Raw genomic sequence first — 14,153 nt, 5'->3', positions numbered from 1 at the left:
GATTTGTTTGCCATATCTTTAGTTTATTAATATTTCTGAAAGGAGACTAATAGTGTCTAAAATTAAAAATTTTTCTTTAGCATTAACTATCAATCTTTGCTTAGGAATAAATGTTATTCCTAAGAATTTAAATAATACTAAAGAAATTTTATCATCACTAAATTGCAATTTTACTAGTAATAATCCTAATGCTTTAGTTTCTACTATTAAAAAAGATTTATTTAGTAAACAAGATAGAATACAACTTGAAACTGATTTTGATATTAATGTTTCTAATAATGAAATTAAGTTTATTAATCAATGTATTCAAGAATTTTTTAAAAAGTCTAATACTAATAATAAGAAACTAATAAAAAAATTTTCTAATGCTACTAATACTAAAGTTATTGATAATTTAGATATTTATGATAAAAATTATTTTTCTGTTCCTGATTTACGAGCACAATTGAATGCTGTTGTTTTGAAACAAGATAGTAATTTTAATAATAAAATTAAAGCTTTTTTTAATTGATCAAATTTTAAATATAATTTTTCAGAACAATTATCTCGTAAAGATTTAAATGAAGATTCACATTTTTTAATGATTTATAATTATTTCAGTCGGATATTTGGTAAAAAAAATACTCAAAAATGATTATTTGCAATTGATGAATTGGAACAATATAATGATGCTGGTATTAGTTATGATCACTTTTTTGGGATGGTAGTAAATAGTTATAAAAACGGTTGACAATTTTTAAGTTTATCACCAAATATTAATAATCAAAAGTATATTAATCAAAAGCATCAAGAAGGTTATTTAGGTTTTAATACTCCTACTGTAGGTTTAATTCATTTATATGGTCAAGTTTTAGCAGAAAGTTTGAAATTTGAACCAGCAAATATAAATCGTGGTTATTTGCCTGATAATAAAAACCAAATGCATCCTAGTGGTTTTGCCCTTGGTAAATTTAGCCTTGGATGATTTAGATATAATACTTTAAAAAAAATTAATTTCGAAGAAAGAAGTTATCAGCCTTGACATTCTTCATTTAATATGAAAGCAACAATGGATAAGTTTATTATTGAAAAGTTAGAAAATAATAATCCTTGATTTAATAATTCATTATCAAAAAGTCATTGTCTTGCTGTTATTAAATTAGTTAAAACATTTCTTGGTAATATAAAATATTCCTTATCATATGAAGGAAATTTAATTGGTAATTGAATGGAACAATGATTATTAACTCCACTGTATAATGAAGAATTAAGTGTCCAATGAGAATTGTTACAGGAATTTTTTACTGATTATTTACCTAAAACTTATAAAGAAACAATAAAAAATTGAAAGGGAGTAGGAAATGTTAAGGAAATCAAAGGCCATAAGTCTAACAATAATAGCATTAATTAGTTCTTTTGAATTTACTAAACCACAACTTTATAATGATAGCAAAGCATTTGATAGTTTTAATTGTAATTTCCGTCATAAAAATGACATTACTAATGTTTATGATGAAGAACACCAAAAGTTGTTAGAACCTTTAACGGATACTACTTTTAAAGAGTATTATCAAGCTAATAAAGCAAAAATTAATCAATGTCAAGAAATATTAAATACGCCCCCAACAATTTTTGAAAATGTGGCTCGTAATAGGTTTAATTTTGCTAAACGCCATGCTTTTAATGATTTTGCATCATTACGAAATGCTATTGATAATACGATTTTAAGAGATAATCAGAAAGTATTATTTGATTGAGATACAATATTAAATAAACTGGAAAAAGAAAATTATCTTGGAACTGATTATAAAACGCAAATTGTTAATCTTTTTAGTTATTTAAGTAATTATTATAATAAGGAAAATATTTTACGATGAGTGCTTAGTGCAAGCATTTCTGAAGAAGCAAGTGAAGAAATTTTTAGAGGAATTACTGTGTATGAATTTTATAAAAATCTTCAGTATGTTGCTTTTTCTGAAAAAGCTTTTGACCAAAAAGAACTTACTAATAATTATAAAAAAGATGGTTATACAAGTAATGATTCATTAGTGTATGTTTTTATTCATGAATATGGTCATGTTTTTGATATTGCTTTAACTTTTCAACCATTTAATTTAAATAGTGGTGTATTGCCAGATGAAAAAGTTTGAAATGGTAAAATACCGTATTTAGAATATTGATATGAAAATTACAATAGTAATATTAATAATGACACTTTCATTAATAAAATGGCTGATCGAACTGCAATTAAACCATCAGATGAACTAATAAGATTTTTAGGTATTAAATTAGGTTATGATAGTAGCGATTTTGATAGTTATTCAGTAGATAATGATAGAAAAGAAACTAAATCTTGAATTGCTAGTAATATGTTAGGATATATAATGTCTAGTAGCAATTATGCTAGACAAGGTTTTAAAACTGGTTATAAAGATAAAGAAGGAAATGAGCATCAAGGGACTATTAGGTTTGGTGCTAGACAAGAGTTATTTGCTGAACTTTTTACTAAGTGAATGTTAGAACCAATTTATTCTGAGCGATTATCAGTTAGTTGAAATTTATTAAATGAATTTTTTACTGATTACTTACCTAACTTATGAAAAAAAGTAATTGAATAAATTAATAATATAATTTTTAATATTAAGATTAGTCTATCATTTAATAATGATAGACTTTTAAAGATAAGGAGAAAATTAATGAAATTGAAAATGTTACAATCTAATGTTTATGCTTTGCGATTAGAAGTAGAAGAAGAAATTGTCAGCACTTTAGAAAAAATTATGCTTGAAAAACAATGAGGTTTTTGCCAAATCCAAGGTATTGGTGCTGTGAAAAATTGTACCCTCGGATACTATGTCTTAGAAAGGGAAAATTATAACTGAGTTACTATTAGTGAAATGTTAGAGTTAACCAGTGCTATGGGAAGTATTGCTTGAGATGCTATGAATCCAAATATTCCATTAGTACATTGTCATATTACGGTTGGCAATTCAGAACATAAGCCTTTTGCTGGTCATTTAAAATCAGCTGATATTGCTTTAACTGGTGAATTTTTTATTACCGTAGTTAGTAAAGAAAAAGTTTTTCGAAAAATAATTCCCCCACATAATATTAAATTGTGAGATTTAAACTAATAATTTTGTGATATAATTATTTTGTTAATTACAACTTTTAATAAAAAAATAACGCAATTTTAATCTAAATTTGGATTATTTTTTTATTTGATGTTTTTAATACAATAAGTTATATTAGGAAGGTAATAAAGTAATATATGAGTCATAACATAAAAGCAACTGAACGCAATGATGAATTAAAACTAATTGAAAAAGAACAAATAAAGGTAAAACATTATATAAAACATTTAGAAGATTATAAAGTGAAAATTAATAATAAGTTAATTGATTATCAACAGTTATTAGAGATGACCCAAAAGCATAACGCGCACGATATGGGGCATTATGAATTGAAAATTGATGTAATTGATGAACTAGTTAAATTATCAGAAAAAAAAATTAAAAGAGAAAATCAAAGAAAATTAATTGAAAATAAAATAAAAAAATTACAAAAGTATCAATTAGAACTACTTGCTCACAAACAAAAAATTGAAGAGAATTGCCATAAACAACAAAGACAAAAACTTGAAAGTGAAACGTAAACCTTGAGTTACTCTATCATTTTCTTTATAGTCAGTTCCTTCTAAAAATAAGTTGGTTTCATCTCATAACAGTAAATGCTTTTCTTCTAATATCGGATAATTATAATCTAATAAAGACATATGCCCTAATGAAAGCATTTGTTTATCCGTAATCGGAAAAGTAGAAATCGTTTTTCAACCACTCAATAAGTAAGAAGCTAAAACCATTAAAGCAGTTTTTCCAGTTCCTAAGGCACCAATTACTAAATTTAAAGGTGAATTTAATAAGAAATTAATAAAACTACGACGAGCAAAGAAATGAGAAATTTTAGTATATAAAACATACAAAGCAATTAATAAATAAATAATATCAAATAACATTCGTCAACTCTGAGGATTATAATAATACAAAATCGCACCATAAACTCACGCAATAATAAATAAAGTGCGATTTAAAGCGACAAAATCATATAATCTTAAATTTATTTTTTTAAACAATAGCATCACTTAAATCACACTTTCTTTATTTTTATTACTATCTATCTGCCAGGCATTAATTTTTCAAACATTTTGAAAGCGATTAAAAATAAACCAATAATCACGCCAAGCAAGAAAACTCAATATGTAGCAAAGAAATTAACAACATTTGGCATATTACCACCAATAATATCAGTTCAAATATTACCAAATGCTTTAATTAATGCTTTTCATAAATTAGTAACCGCTTGTTCACCAGTAACAGCTACTGGCGTAGTCGCTTCTGTTAAGAAAGTTCTAATCATACAATCACCCCCTTTCTAAACAAAATATGATTTAACCTTATAAAACAAAATAACCATAAATAAGATAATGAATACTAATACCATTCAAAAGGCGATATTTGCTATTAAAAGTCAAAGTAGTTCTTTAGTTAAATCAATTTCCTCGCCAGAAACTCACGCCGGAATAACTTTAATTTGAATAAATAAATCCCAAAAATACAATTTTGTCATTTCTCAATCTAAATCTTTTCAAGCAACTAAAAACATAACAATTACCGCTTAAAAGGTCAAAAGAGTAGAAAAATAATTGCTGAGAAGAGCATTACAATTATTAAAATTGAAAACAAAAATACAACTTGGGGTGGTAAATCGGCAGTTGGATAAATTAATTCAATTAACTCAATAATTATTTTTTTAAACATTTTCTAAACCTACTTTTTAATTTCTTTTTCATCTTGTTCTAATAAATTTCGTTTAAACTTTGCAATAAATATTCGTTGTGAATAAGTAAAATCTTTTGGCAACTGTTTTGCTTCACTACCATATTTCTTTTTATCTTTAAAAAACCGATAAATATTAACCGCAATATAGTATGCTAGTAATAATGTTAAAATCGTAAAAAAAACTAATCCAAAAATACTCATTTTTCTTTTCTCCTTAATTTTCTAATTTTTTAGTACACAAATCATAAGCACGAATATCTCAATCATAACTATTTTTCTTTATTCAAGCTCGAACACAGACTCACTTTTTACCATTTAAATCAGTTCTAATTAAGTGAATAGTATCTCTACAAGCTCAAAATCTTTGTTCTAATCCAGTTTTTTTATTAATAGAATGTATAAATTCTCGATGATAATTTTTATCTTTTAAATTAACTCATATTTTCATTTTTAAACTCCCAAGTTTTGTAGTGATTATTTTTAAAACCATGATTAACTTTAACCCGACTGTATTTTTTTCTAATTAATTTTGAATTTCTTTGTGAATGCATAACGATATAACTACGAGACATACTTATTAACTCCTAATATTTCATTTTTCTTAGTTGATTTCTAAATCTTAAGCTTTCTAACGAAGCATAATTTGCACTCTCAAAATCTACATAATTAATATTTTTAAATTCATAAATTACTCCACACATTTTAGTTTTAAACTTGTTAACTGCTGATTTTAGGTACTTTACAAATTCAGAATTTATGGTGCGATTAACAATATTATTCAAAGTATCGGTAAATACTTGTTTTCTAGTAATAGGATTTTGACAGTTGTAAGAGAATTGATAAGCCTTGATATTTAAGTCATACTGATTTAATGATTTTTCATTCAAGACATTTTTAGTAATATATTTAGAGCAGTATTTAACAACTGCTTCGTTAGTATCTTGTTTAACAACCAAATTTTTATTTAACCCATAAGGTCAGTGTTTAAGAACTAATTTATTTGGTATTTTTTTATCAAGTAAAATATGAAAATGTATAGCACCTCTTTGTTGATATTCATATGTATAAAAATATTTAATTTCTTTATTCTTTTTTTTAAAATAATATTTTATATTTCTAAAAAATTTTTTTAATTCTTTTTTACATTTTTTAACATCTGTTTCCTTTAACTTATAAGTCAAAGTTAAAAATGTAAGTTCTTTAACTGAAAAATTATGATATGCCTTTCTAACAGCACTACATTTAGCACGCACATTACTATTTAACATTTTGGTTTCTCGTTCTCCTTTATTTTTTAAGCCACTAACATTACGAGTATTTGCTTTAATGCGTTCTAAGGGCATAACAACATTACGAATATATTGACCGTAATAAATGGTTTTCATATAAAAATCAGTTGGATTTTGAGCTTGTAAATTCATATTTTTTGCTCCTATTTTAGGTTTTCGTTCAGTTGTGTTATTTAATCAAGTAATAGTCGGCTTCGCCGACTACCCGCTAAGCGGGCGGAGCATACGCTTTCCGCACCGCTTCGCAGACCGAAGTGATTATCAATTAACTGGACAAGTTTTTTTGATTTTTTTCTAATTCAATTTTTTGCAAATTAACTATTTTGGGGTTTTTATCAAAAGTTAATTCGCAACTAAAAAATGATTTAACATTTTCTTTTAACAATTTATAAATTTCTTGTTGTTCTAAATTATTATCATCAATTCATAAGGCTTTTTGTTCGCCGGTAGGCTCAAATAAGTCATTTTCATAACGCAAAAATTCGGCAGAATATCCTGACATCGTAGAGCCATCTTTATTTTTAAATATTTTTCTTTTTATACTAACTAATTTAACTTTAAACATTATTTTTTAAATTCCTTTTATTTTTCTTTTAATTTTGATTTTTTTTAATACAAAACGAATTAAACAGTTCACTATTTGTGTTATGGTTACTCATACTAATGAATAACCTATAATCATTAACTTACCAATTGCTCCAAAATTTTTAATAAATTGTTGCAAATTTTCAATATCTGTATGTAATAATAAAACTATACTTAAAGATATGAATATAATGTAATTAAGTATTATTCATCAATATTTTTTTATAAATTTATTTACAGTTTTCATTTTCTTTTTTTATCCTTTTATTCTTTTTAAAATTAGGAGGTTTTATATGTATTTATTAGATAAATTAGAAGATATTTCAGATAAGATAATTTGCTTTTTAGAAGTTAATCTTAATTATTTTGGCATAACTATTTGAATAGGTTGAATTTTACAAGGAGTTGCTTATTTTTGAACTCCGGATAAAGATAATTCATTTGGACAAGCATTATATGCTATGGTTTGATTTTTTAAGGTCGCGTTTAGTTTTCTTAGGTATTTTTTAAAAAAGAAAAAATAGTCATTTACTATAAATTATTTCAATATGCAAATTAAGTATATATTTCTTATGTATGATTTTTGTTGTAAAAAATTATTTTAATGTTGTTTTTATAAGCATTTTACTTAGTTTTTATAACCTTTTATTAAGAATATGTTTGTTAATATTAAATATTTTGTTTTATTAATTATTTTTCAAGTAAAAAGGTAATAAATTTTTAGTTGCTTTTCTTTCAAAATTATTCAAATCTTTACCCACCTAAGAAAACTTTATGCGCCCATTTTTTAATTGAAATTTAAAATTTCAAGATTTAAAATGAGTTTATTTATTTAAAGAAGAAGGTTGATTTGTAGTTCAATTTATTATTGGTATTGTTTGAATTCTATATTTAATTTTTTATAGGTTTAAAAAATAAATTTCTTACTTTTTTAGTGTGCTTTATTTTTATTTTTTAATATTTTTTTAATATGATTAATAAATTTTTTATCACAAGCATCGTGATTTCCTAAGTTTCTAATATGCAAACACCAACGACATATTTTATAATCTATCGTTTCTTTCAAAATTTAAAAACCCTTTTCATCGCAAGAATTACAGATTCCAACTGTATTTTTATTGCCAACGATATAGCTTTCGTTGTCACATTCAATACAAAATATTACTGCCAAAAGAAAACACCCCCTAAAAGTTTGTAGAAAACAAAATCTTGTCATATGTATATGGTTTCTACATTTTAAAATTTTGCTATTATTGCATTATATTGTTTATTGAATATAATTATAGATAATAAAATTAAAAAAGAAGGGATGTTTTAAAAATGATTAATAATTCTAATTTAAATCAAACTAATATTGGCCCTAATGGATTAATGAAAGCAGGACTAATTATAACGATTATTAGTTCGGGATTTATTTTATTTTTTGCTCTAATTTCATTGGCGTATACTTTAATTGGAGCTGGAGTTGTTGGATTTATTGGTTTTAGTGGATTTATATTTGGCGTATTTTGAATTATTAATGTTATTTTAGTAATTTTGGCAGTGATGGCGATAGTAACTAATAGTTTAGTATTAGTTAAAAAGAGTCAAAATTATATTTTGGCAGGTATTTTTGGAATTTTTTCTGGTTTTATTGGTGGCATTTTAGTTCTTTGTGGTAAATTTGAATCTTTAGCAAGTCCTGAATCTAATATGAATTCTTAGAATATTAAATAGAAATAGTAAACTTTATTTATTTATCTTGGTTTATTGCTTGCAAACTTGCATTATTTTTATTATAATTTATTTTGTTTAAGATTAGTGACAATTTTATTGATTTAAACAACCAATTAAATATAAGTTAGTTTTGCTATTGGACCCTTAGCTCAGTTGGTTAGAGCATCCGGCTCATAACCGGATGGCCGTAGGTTCGAGCCCTACAGGGTCCACCATTATGGTATTATTTTATGGAGGTGTACCCAAGCCTGGTTGAAGGGGGCGGTCTTGAAAACCGCAAGGAGTATAAAAACTCGCAGGGGTTCGAATCCCTTCACCTCCGCCATTAGTAATTATTAACGAAACATATCGCGGGATAGAGCAGTCTGGTAGCTCGTCAGGCTCATAACCTGAAGGTCGGAGGTTCAAATCCTCCTCCCGCAACCAATTGGTCCCGTGGTGTAGTGGTTAACATGCCTCTCTGTCACAGAGGAGATCGAGGGTTCAATTCCCTTCGGGACCGCCAGTTAGTTAGGGTTCGGTAGCTCAGTCGGTAGAGCACTTGATTGAAGCTCAAGGGGTCGGCGGTTCGATTCCGCCCCGAACCACCATTAGACTATGAATTAAAATTTAAAAAAGCATTAACTGGTTTTTTTAAAATAGTTGAAGAAACCCAAAATAAATCTAATTTAAGTAGTTTTTGTAATTAATTACAAAAACTACTTTTTAATATTATGATATTTCATTTTTACTAATAAAAAAGACTTTTTATCATCTTTAAGATAAAATAATAATTAGAGAAAGGAGAATAAACTAATGATTTATACAATTACTTTTAATCCAGCAATTGACTATACAATAAAAGTAGACAATTTTACTGTTGGCAATACTAATCGTTGTTATGAAGAATATTTGCAGTCTGGTGGTAAAGGTATTAACTGTGCTATTATTCTTACCCGATTGGGAATAAAAACTATTACAAGCGGATTTTTAGCTACTAATAATAATGAGTTAATTTTACAAAAGTTAAAAGAAGAAAATATTCTTGCTAATTTTATATTAATTAAAGGAATGGTTCGCATTAATGTCAAAATTAAAAATGATCAAGAAACAGAAGTTAATGCTAGGGGTCCATTAGTTATTGCTAGTGATTGAGAAGCATTTATCAAACAAGTTAGTGATTATCATTCCGATGATTTTGTTGTTATTTCTGGTAATTTAGCAAATGGAATGGATCAATCGCAACTTAAACAATTCTTAGAAGTTCTTAATGAAAAACAAGTTAAGTTTTCGTTAGATATTAATAGTGATAGTTTAAAACATTGTTTATCGTATCAACCGTTATTAATTAAACCTAATTTAGCAGAGTTACAACAATTATGTAATAAGAAATTAATAACAGATTCGCAAATAATAACGGCGGCTAAATTATTACAACAACAAGGTGTTCATAATGTTTTGGTAAGTTTAGGTAAAAAAGGTTCAATTTATATTACCAGTGATAATGAAGTTTATCGTGTTAGTGCCGCAGAAGGTTTATTAATTAATTCAGTAGGGGCTGGTGATTCAATGTTGGCAGGTTTTATTGCTAGTTATTTTGTTAATAAAAAATCAATTGAAGATAGTTTAAAAATGTCGGCAGCTTGTGGAGCAGCAACAAGTTTTACAAAATGATTAGCTACTGTTCAAGATATTGAAAAATTAATTCCCTTAATTAAAGTAGAAAGGTTGAAAAAGTAAGATGAAAATTGATAGTTTATTTAATGTACAAGTAATGGATTTAAATTTGAAGGCAAAAACTAAAAAGCAAGCTATTAGTAAACTTTGTCATTTGGCATATAAACAAAAAGTTGTTAGTAATGCTGAAAAGTTTGAAAACGATATTTGAATTCGTGAGGAACAAGGAACAACAGGAATTGGTGATGGAATTGCTATTCCTCATAATCGTAGCAAATATGTTAAAAAAGCAACGATTATTTTTGCTAAAACTAGTAAATGGGCGCATAAAGTTTTGTTAGGTGGGTAAAGATTTGAATAATTTTGAAAGAAAAGCAACTAAAAATTTATTACCTTTTTACTTGAAAAATAATTAATAAAACAAAATATTTAATATTAACAAACATATTCTTAATAAAAGGTTATAAAAACTAAGTAAAATGCTTATAAAAACAACATTAAAATAATTTTTTACAACAAAAATCATACATAAGAAATATATACTTAATTTGCATATTGAAATAATTTATAGTAAATGACTATTTTTTCTTTTTTAAAAAATACCTAAGAAAACTAAACGCGACCATTATTTTTAAGTGATTTGCATTTTTAAGTGATTAATGTTAATATTTTTAGGAACAATTTAAAATTTTCATTCACTTATTCTGAACTGGATATGCTAGTTTTAACCAGTAGCAACCCTTTTATTTTTAAAAGAAGGTGCTTCTAGCAGGGTAAATACCAACAATAAGGGAAGGATTATATCTAAAATATAAAACCTTCTTTTTAGTTAAAGAAGGTTTTATATTATTTAAATAAATATTAATGGAGGAAAGCATGAGAAAAATATTATTTACTAGTGAATCTGTTAGTGAGGGACATCCTGATAAGATTTGTGATCAAATAGCTGATGCTATTTTGGATGCTTGTTTAAAACAAGACCCGCGAACAAGACTAGCTTGTGAAGTGTTTATTACTACTAATATGGTTATTATTGGTGGCGAAATTAAATCATTAGCAATTGTAAATTATGAAGCGATTGCTAGAAAAGTTATTTGTGATATTGGTTATATTGATGAAAAAATTGGTATTAATGGTAATACTTGTCATATTCAAGTATTAATTCATAGTCAGTCACAAGATATTATTCGTGGTGTGGAACATAATCATCAATTAGCAGCAGGTGATCAAGGAATTATTTTTGGTTATGCTACTAATGAAACTAAAACTTATATGCCGTTAGCCATTCAAATTGCCCATGATTTAGTACATTTGGCTTCTTCTTTAAGAAAAAATCAACAATTTAAAGATGCTCGTCCTGATATGAAATCACAAGTAACGATTGATTATACTGATTGGTTACAACCTAAAATTGATACGATTTTAATGTCAATTCAACATCATCCTGATTATAATGAAAGTGAATTTAAAACATATATTCATCAAAAAATTATGTTAGTTATTGCTAAGAAATATAATTTAAATTTTGATTTTAAATTTTTGATTAATCCGACAGGAAGATTTGTTGTTGGTGGACCTTATGGCGATACGGGATTAACAGGAAGAAAAATTATTGTGGATACTTATGGTGGATATGCTCGTAGTGGTGGTGGTGCCTTTTCTGGTAAAGATGCTACTAAGGTTGATCGGGCCGCTGCTTATATGGCAAGAAAAGTCGCTAAACATATTGTTGCTTTAAATTGGGCTGATAAATGTGAAATTCAATTGGCATATGCTATTGGTATGAAAGATCCGATTGCTATTTATGTTGAAACATTTAATACTGAAAAGATTGCTCTTAATATAATTAGTGGTGCTATTAGTGCTGTTTTTGATTTTTCGATGCAAGGAATGATTGATTGTTTGCAGTTAATGCAACCGATTTATCAAAAAACTGCCGTTTATGGTCATTTTGGTAAAGATGATAATTTTAGTTGAGAAAAATTGGATTATTTAGAACAATTAAAAGATTATGTTAAAGATAAGTAAAAATGAGAATAACTAGTTATTCTCATTTTTGAAATTTAAATTATTTTCTAATATTGGGCGCATAAAGTTTTGTTAGGTGGGTAAAGATTTGAATAATTTTGAAAGAAAAGCAACTAAAAATTTATTACCTTTTTACTTGAAAAATAATTAATAAAACAAAATATTTAATATTAACAAACATATTCTTAATAAAAGGTTATAAAAACTAAGTAAAATGCTTATAAAAACAACATTAAAATAATTTTTTACAACAAAAATCATACATAAGAAATATATACTTAATTTGCATATTGAAATAATTTATAGTAAATGACTATTTTTTCTTTTTTAAAAAATACCTAAGAAAACTAAACGCGACCTCTAATATTTTTTTATTTTTAAAATTGTTAATAAATATGTATAGTAAGTTAAATACAATAAATAAAAATAAAATTAAAGTTGCAAAGATAACAAATACTAAAACCCCATTCATTCCAAAATTTTTATTATGAAGGTTTAAGAAAAAGTAGGGGTATGATAAGTTTTCTTTACCATCTGCTCAGCGCATTTCGCCACGAAGCATAACATAGATAATGTATGTTAATGGATAACTTAAGTATATTCAGATATTTTTTTTAAAATAGTTATTTAATTCAATTTTATTACTGCCAATATTTCAGATGCCATAAATAATCATTAATAAAGGGACAATAATGTGTTGGGCAACGCCATAAATTCAGGCATTTATTCCCATATCTTTAAAAGCGGTGGGAATTAGGACTGTAAGTCAAACAAAAAAAGTTACGGAAATATAACTAGTTATGAAAAGTTTGCTTGTTTGTCCTGTTAAAATATTTTTATCTTCATTTTGATAATTAATTGTTGCTAATAGAAATCATATGGCAACAATGATATTTGATTGCGTAGTAAAAAAAGATAAATACTGAACTGTAAAATCGCCATATAGAAATGGTAAGTCAGATTTAGGTACTCATAATTTTAATACCATTGAATTAATATATGTAGCAATTAAAAATGCTATTGTAAATATGAAAGCAAATATTTTAAAGATTAGTTTTCCTCGTGTTGGTTTCATAAGACCCTCCGTAGATTTTTTTTAATTAAAAATATTATATCAAAATTAGACAACGGATTGTTTTAAAATTTTGCTTGTAATATACCACAGACTTATGACAAGTACAAGCAGTTTTTTAAAAAAGGGATGATAAATTATAAAATAATGCAGAAAATTTTTAAAAATAATTTATAATGAAATTCCAAAGTAAAGAAATTGCAGATTAAAATTTGGAGAAAGGTTGTTGATTGTTGAATAAATTTTATTAATTAGTAAAAATTCACGAAAGGAATTTGATTAACTATGAAAAAAATACTAGGAATCTTAGGAACAATAATAACAGCAGGAAGTGGAACATTAACATTAGTTGCAAACAGCCCCTCATCTATAAAAACAGAAGAAAAAATTTTAAAAAGAAGCAAACGATGAGGAGAGACCCAATGAATTTATATTCAAAACGAATGAAAAAATGTCGAGCAAGCATATCAAAATGCAGCAAACGAATTTCAAAGAACACAAAATCATTGACAATTTTCTCAAGCTCAACAACATTTTTTACAAGCTCAACAATCATATAATAATTCAGTTTGAGAATGACAACAAGGGTTAACACAGTGAGCAAACGAAATTAGAAATGAAAGAAATCAACAATGATGAATTCAGGTTGACACACGACAAAAAAGAAATGCAGGAAAACAATGAACAAGTAATAAAATAGATGCATTAGCTATGAAATTAGGTAAAGAAATAAAACCAGAAAGTAATCCAGTTCTAAAAAATAATGAAAATTTTAAAATTAAAACTGAAACACATATTGAAAGAGATATTTTTAAGGGTATAATTTCGGGAGTTACTGGTGTGATAGGATCAATTTTCGGAGGACCAATTGCTGGATTAATAATTGGCGGAGGTAGTTATGGTGTCTCTACTTTTTTAGATAAAGCATCTGATAATTGATGAGATAGTTTATGAGAGGGAATGTCTCAAGTTAGATTTAATTAAAGTGAA

General features: G+C 26.1%; 20 protein-coding genes and 5 tRNA genes. 15 read left to right on the top strand and 10 right to left on the bottom strand.

Annotation, left to right across the window (positions count from 1 at the left end):
- Positions 1 to 52 precede the first annotated feature (52 nt).
- The 4 genes from AAHF53_RS02505 to AAHF53_RS02490 all read left to right on the top strand — a co-directional run bounded on the left by AAHF53_RS02505 (position 53) and on the right by AAHF53_RS02490 (position 3,634).
- Entirely contained in the window at positions 53 to 1,390 is a 1,338-nt protein-coding gene (locus tag AAHF53_RS02505; RefSeq protein WP_342190131.1) for a hypothetical protein, read from the top strand.
- On the top strand, positions 1,341 to 2,597 hold the full coding sequence (locus tag AAHF53_RS02500; protein ID WP_342190130.1) for a hypothetical protein: 1,257 nt from the start codon (positions 1,341 to 1,343) through the stop codon (positions 2,595 to 2,597). Before AAHF53_RS02505 ends, AAHF53_RS02500 begins: the two co-directional genes overlap by 50 nt.
- Before the next feature lie 78 nt (positions 2,598 to 2,675).
- Positions 2,676 to 3,113 (top strand): PPC domain-containing DNA-binding protein, encoded by a 438-nt coding sequence (locus tag AAHF53_RS02495; protein ID WP_342190129.1) that lies wholly within the window; start codon positions 2,676 to 2,678, stop codon positions 3,111 to 3,113.
- Between the two features lie 137 nt (positions 3,114 to 3,250).
- Positions 3,251 to 3,634, top strand: a complete 384-nt coding sequence (locus tag AAHF53_RS02490; protein WP_342190128.1) for a hypothetical protein — start codon at positions 3,251 to 3,253, stop codon at positions 3,632 to 3,634.
- On the opposite strand, the gene AAHF53_RS02485 is transcribed toward AAHF53_RS02490, so the two are convergent.
- The 8 genes from AAHF53_RS02485 to AAHF53_RS02450 all read right to left on the bottom strand — a co-directional run bounded on the left by AAHF53_RS02485 (position 3,560) and on the right by AAHF53_RS02450 (position 6,671).
- Entirely contained in the window at positions 3,560 to 4,117 is a 558-nt protein-coding gene (locus AAHF53_RS02485) for a hypothetical protein (RefSeq protein WP_342190127.1), read from the bottom strand. The genes AAHF53_RS02490 and AAHF53_RS02485 overlap by 75 nt on opposite strands.
- Positions 4,118 to 4,152: 35 nt before the next feature.
- The gene (locus tag AAHF53_RS02480) at positions 4,153 to 4,395 is read right to left on the bottom strand and encodes a hypothetical protein (RefSeq protein WP_342189470.1); all 243 of its coding nucleotides are present in this window, start codon (positions 4,393 to 4,395) and stop codon (positions 4,153 to 4,155) included.
- Positions 4,396 to 4,410: 15 nt separating this feature from the next.
- Positions 4,411 to 4,641, bottom strand: a complete 231-nt coding sequence (locus tag AAHF53_RS02475) for a hypothetical protein (protein ID WP_342189471.1) — start codon at positions 4,639 to 4,641, stop codon at positions 4,411 to 4,413.
- A gap of 164 nt (positions 4,642 to 4,805) precedes the next feature.
- Positions 4,806 to 5,018, bottom strand: a complete 213-nt coding sequence (locus tag AAHF53_RS02470) for a hypothetical protein (protein ID WP_215825617.1) — start codon at positions 5,016 to 5,018, stop codon at positions 4,806 to 4,808.
- A gap of 13 nt (positions 5,019 to 5,031) precedes the next feature.
- Positions 5,032 to 5,265 carry a hypothetical protein gene (locus tag AAHF53_RS02465; protein ID WP_342189472.1) on the bottom strand — a complete coding sequence of 78 codons (234 nt, stop codon included), beginning with the start codon at positions 5,263 to 5,265 and terminating at the stop codon, positions 5,032 to 5,034.
- Entirely contained in the window at positions 5,249 to 5,389 is a 141-nt protein-coding gene (locus AAHF53_RS02460; RefSeq protein WP_342189473.1) for a hypothetical protein, read from the bottom strand. The genes AAHF53_RS02465 and AAHF53_RS02460 overlap by 17 nt, the downstream gene beginning before the upstream one ends.
- 12 nt (positions 5,390 to 5,401) lie before the next feature.
- Positions 5,402 to 6,238 carry a rolling circle replication-associated protein gene (locus tag AAHF53_RS02455; protein ID WP_342189658.1) on the bottom strand — a complete coding sequence of 279 codons (837 nt, stop codon included), beginning with the start codon at positions 6,236 to 6,238 and terminating at the stop codon, positions 5,402 to 5,404.
- Between the two features lie 133 nt (positions 6,239 to 6,371).
- Positions 6,372 to 6,671 carry a hypothetical protein gene (locus tag AAHF53_RS02450; protein ID WP_338966919.1) on the bottom strand — a complete coding sequence of 100 codons (300 nt, stop codon included), beginning with the start codon at positions 6,669 to 6,671 and terminating at the stop codon, positions 6,372 to 6,374.
- Positions 6,672 to 6,984: 313 nt separating this feature from the next.
- On the opposite strand from AAHF53_RS02450, the gene AAHF53_RS02445 reads away from it, so the two are divergent.
- Positions 6,985 to 7,215 (top strand): hypothetical protein, encoded by a 231-nt coding sequence (locus AAHF53_RS02445; RefSeq protein ID WP_342190126.1) that lies wholly within the window; start codon positions 6,985 to 6,987, stop codon positions 7,213 to 7,215.
- 407 nt (positions 7,216 to 7,622) lie between these two features.
- Here the strand turns inward: AAHF53_RS02445 and AAHF53_RS02440 are convergent, their stop codons facing one another.
- Positions 7,623 to 7,757: a hypothetical protein gene (locus AAHF53_RS02440; protein ID WP_338966916.1), complete on the bottom strand. Its 135-nt coding sequence runs from the start codon at positions 7,755 to 7,757 to the stop codon at positions 7,623 to 7,625.
- 254 nt (positions 7,758 to 8,011) lie between these two features.
- Here AAHF53_RS02440 and AAHF53_RS02435 point away from each other — a divergent pair, with 254 nt between their 5' ends.
- The 9 genes from AAHF53_RS02435 to metK all read left to right on the top strand — a co-directional run bounded on the left by AAHF53_RS02435 (position 8,012) and on the right by metK (position 12,091).
- The gene (locus AAHF53_RS02435) at positions 8,012 to 8,395 is read left to right on the top strand and encodes a hypothetical protein (RefSeq protein WP_342190125.1); all 384 of its coding nucleotides are present in this window, start codon (positions 8,012 to 8,014) and stop codon (positions 8,393 to 8,395) included.
- A gap of 150 nt (positions 8,396 to 8,545) precedes the next feature.
- Positions 8,546 to 8,622 (top strand) — tRNA-Ile (locus AAHF53_RS02430).
- Between the two features lie 17 nt (positions 8,623 to 8,639).
- Positions 8,640 to 8,732, top strand: a tRNA-Ser gene (locus tag AAHF53_RS02425).
- 24 nt (positions 8,733 to 8,756) lie between these two features.
- A tRNA-Met gene (locus tag AAHF53_RS02420) sits at positions 8,757 to 8,833 on the top strand.
- 3 nt (positions 8,834 to 8,836) lie between these two features.
- Positions 8,837 to 8,912: transfer RNA gene (locus AAHF53_RS02415), tRNA-Asp, on the top strand.
- A 9-nt stretch (positions 8,913 to 8,921) separates the two neighbouring features.
- A tRNA-Phe gene (locus AAHF53_RS02410) sits at positions 8,922 to 8,997 on the top strand.
- Positions 8,998 to 9,202: 205 nt separating this feature from the next.
- The gene (gene pfkB, locus AAHF53_RS02405) at positions 9,203 to 10,126 is read left to right on the top strand and encodes a 1-phosphofructokinase (RefSeq protein WP_342190124.1); all 924 of its coding nucleotides are present in this window, start codon (positions 9,203 to 9,205) and stop codon (positions 10,124 to 10,126) included.
- 1 nt (position 10,127) lies between these two features.
- Entirely contained in the window at positions 10,128 to 10,412 is a 285-nt protein-coding gene (locus AAHF53_RS02400) for a PTS sugar transporter subunit IIA (protein ID WP_342190123.1), read from the top strand.
- A gap of 515 nt (positions 10,413 to 10,927) precedes the next feature.
- Positions 10,928 to 12,091 (top strand): methionine adenosyltransferase, encoded by a 1,164-nt coding sequence (gene metK, locus AAHF53_RS02395; RefSeq protein ID WP_375315612.1) that lies wholly within the window; start codon positions 10,928 to 10,930, stop codon positions 12,089 to 12,091.
- 313 nt (positions 12,092 to 12,404) lie between these two features.
- Here the strand turns inward: metK and AAHF53_RS02390 are convergent, their stop codons facing one another.
- Positions 12,405 to 13,166 (bottom strand): Pr6Pr family membrane protein, encoded by a 762-nt coding sequence (locus AAHF53_RS02390; RefSeq protein ID WP_342190122.1) that lies wholly within the window; start codon positions 13,164 to 13,166, stop codon positions 12,405 to 12,407.
- A 282-nt stretch (positions 13,167 to 13,448) separates the two neighbouring features.
- On the opposite strand from AAHF53_RS02390, the gene AAHF53_RS02385 reads away from it, so the two are divergent.
- Positions 13,449 to 14,147, top strand: a complete 699-nt coding sequence (locus AAHF53_RS02385) for a hypothetical protein (RefSeq protein ID WP_342190121.1) — start codon at positions 13,449 to 13,451, stop codon at positions 14,145 to 14,147.
- Positions 14,148 to 14,153: the final 6 nt, after the last annotated feature.

Origin of the sequence: Spiroplasma endosymbiont of Dilophus febrilis, assembly GCF_964030685.1 — a bacterium.
In the GTDB taxonomy this organism is placed as follows: Bacteria; Bacillota_I; Bacilli_A; order Mycoplasmatales; family Nriv7; genus Nriv7.
The sequence above is the reverse complement of the archived record's forward strand: the minus strand, read 5'-3'. Positions and strand labels throughout refer to the sequence as shown.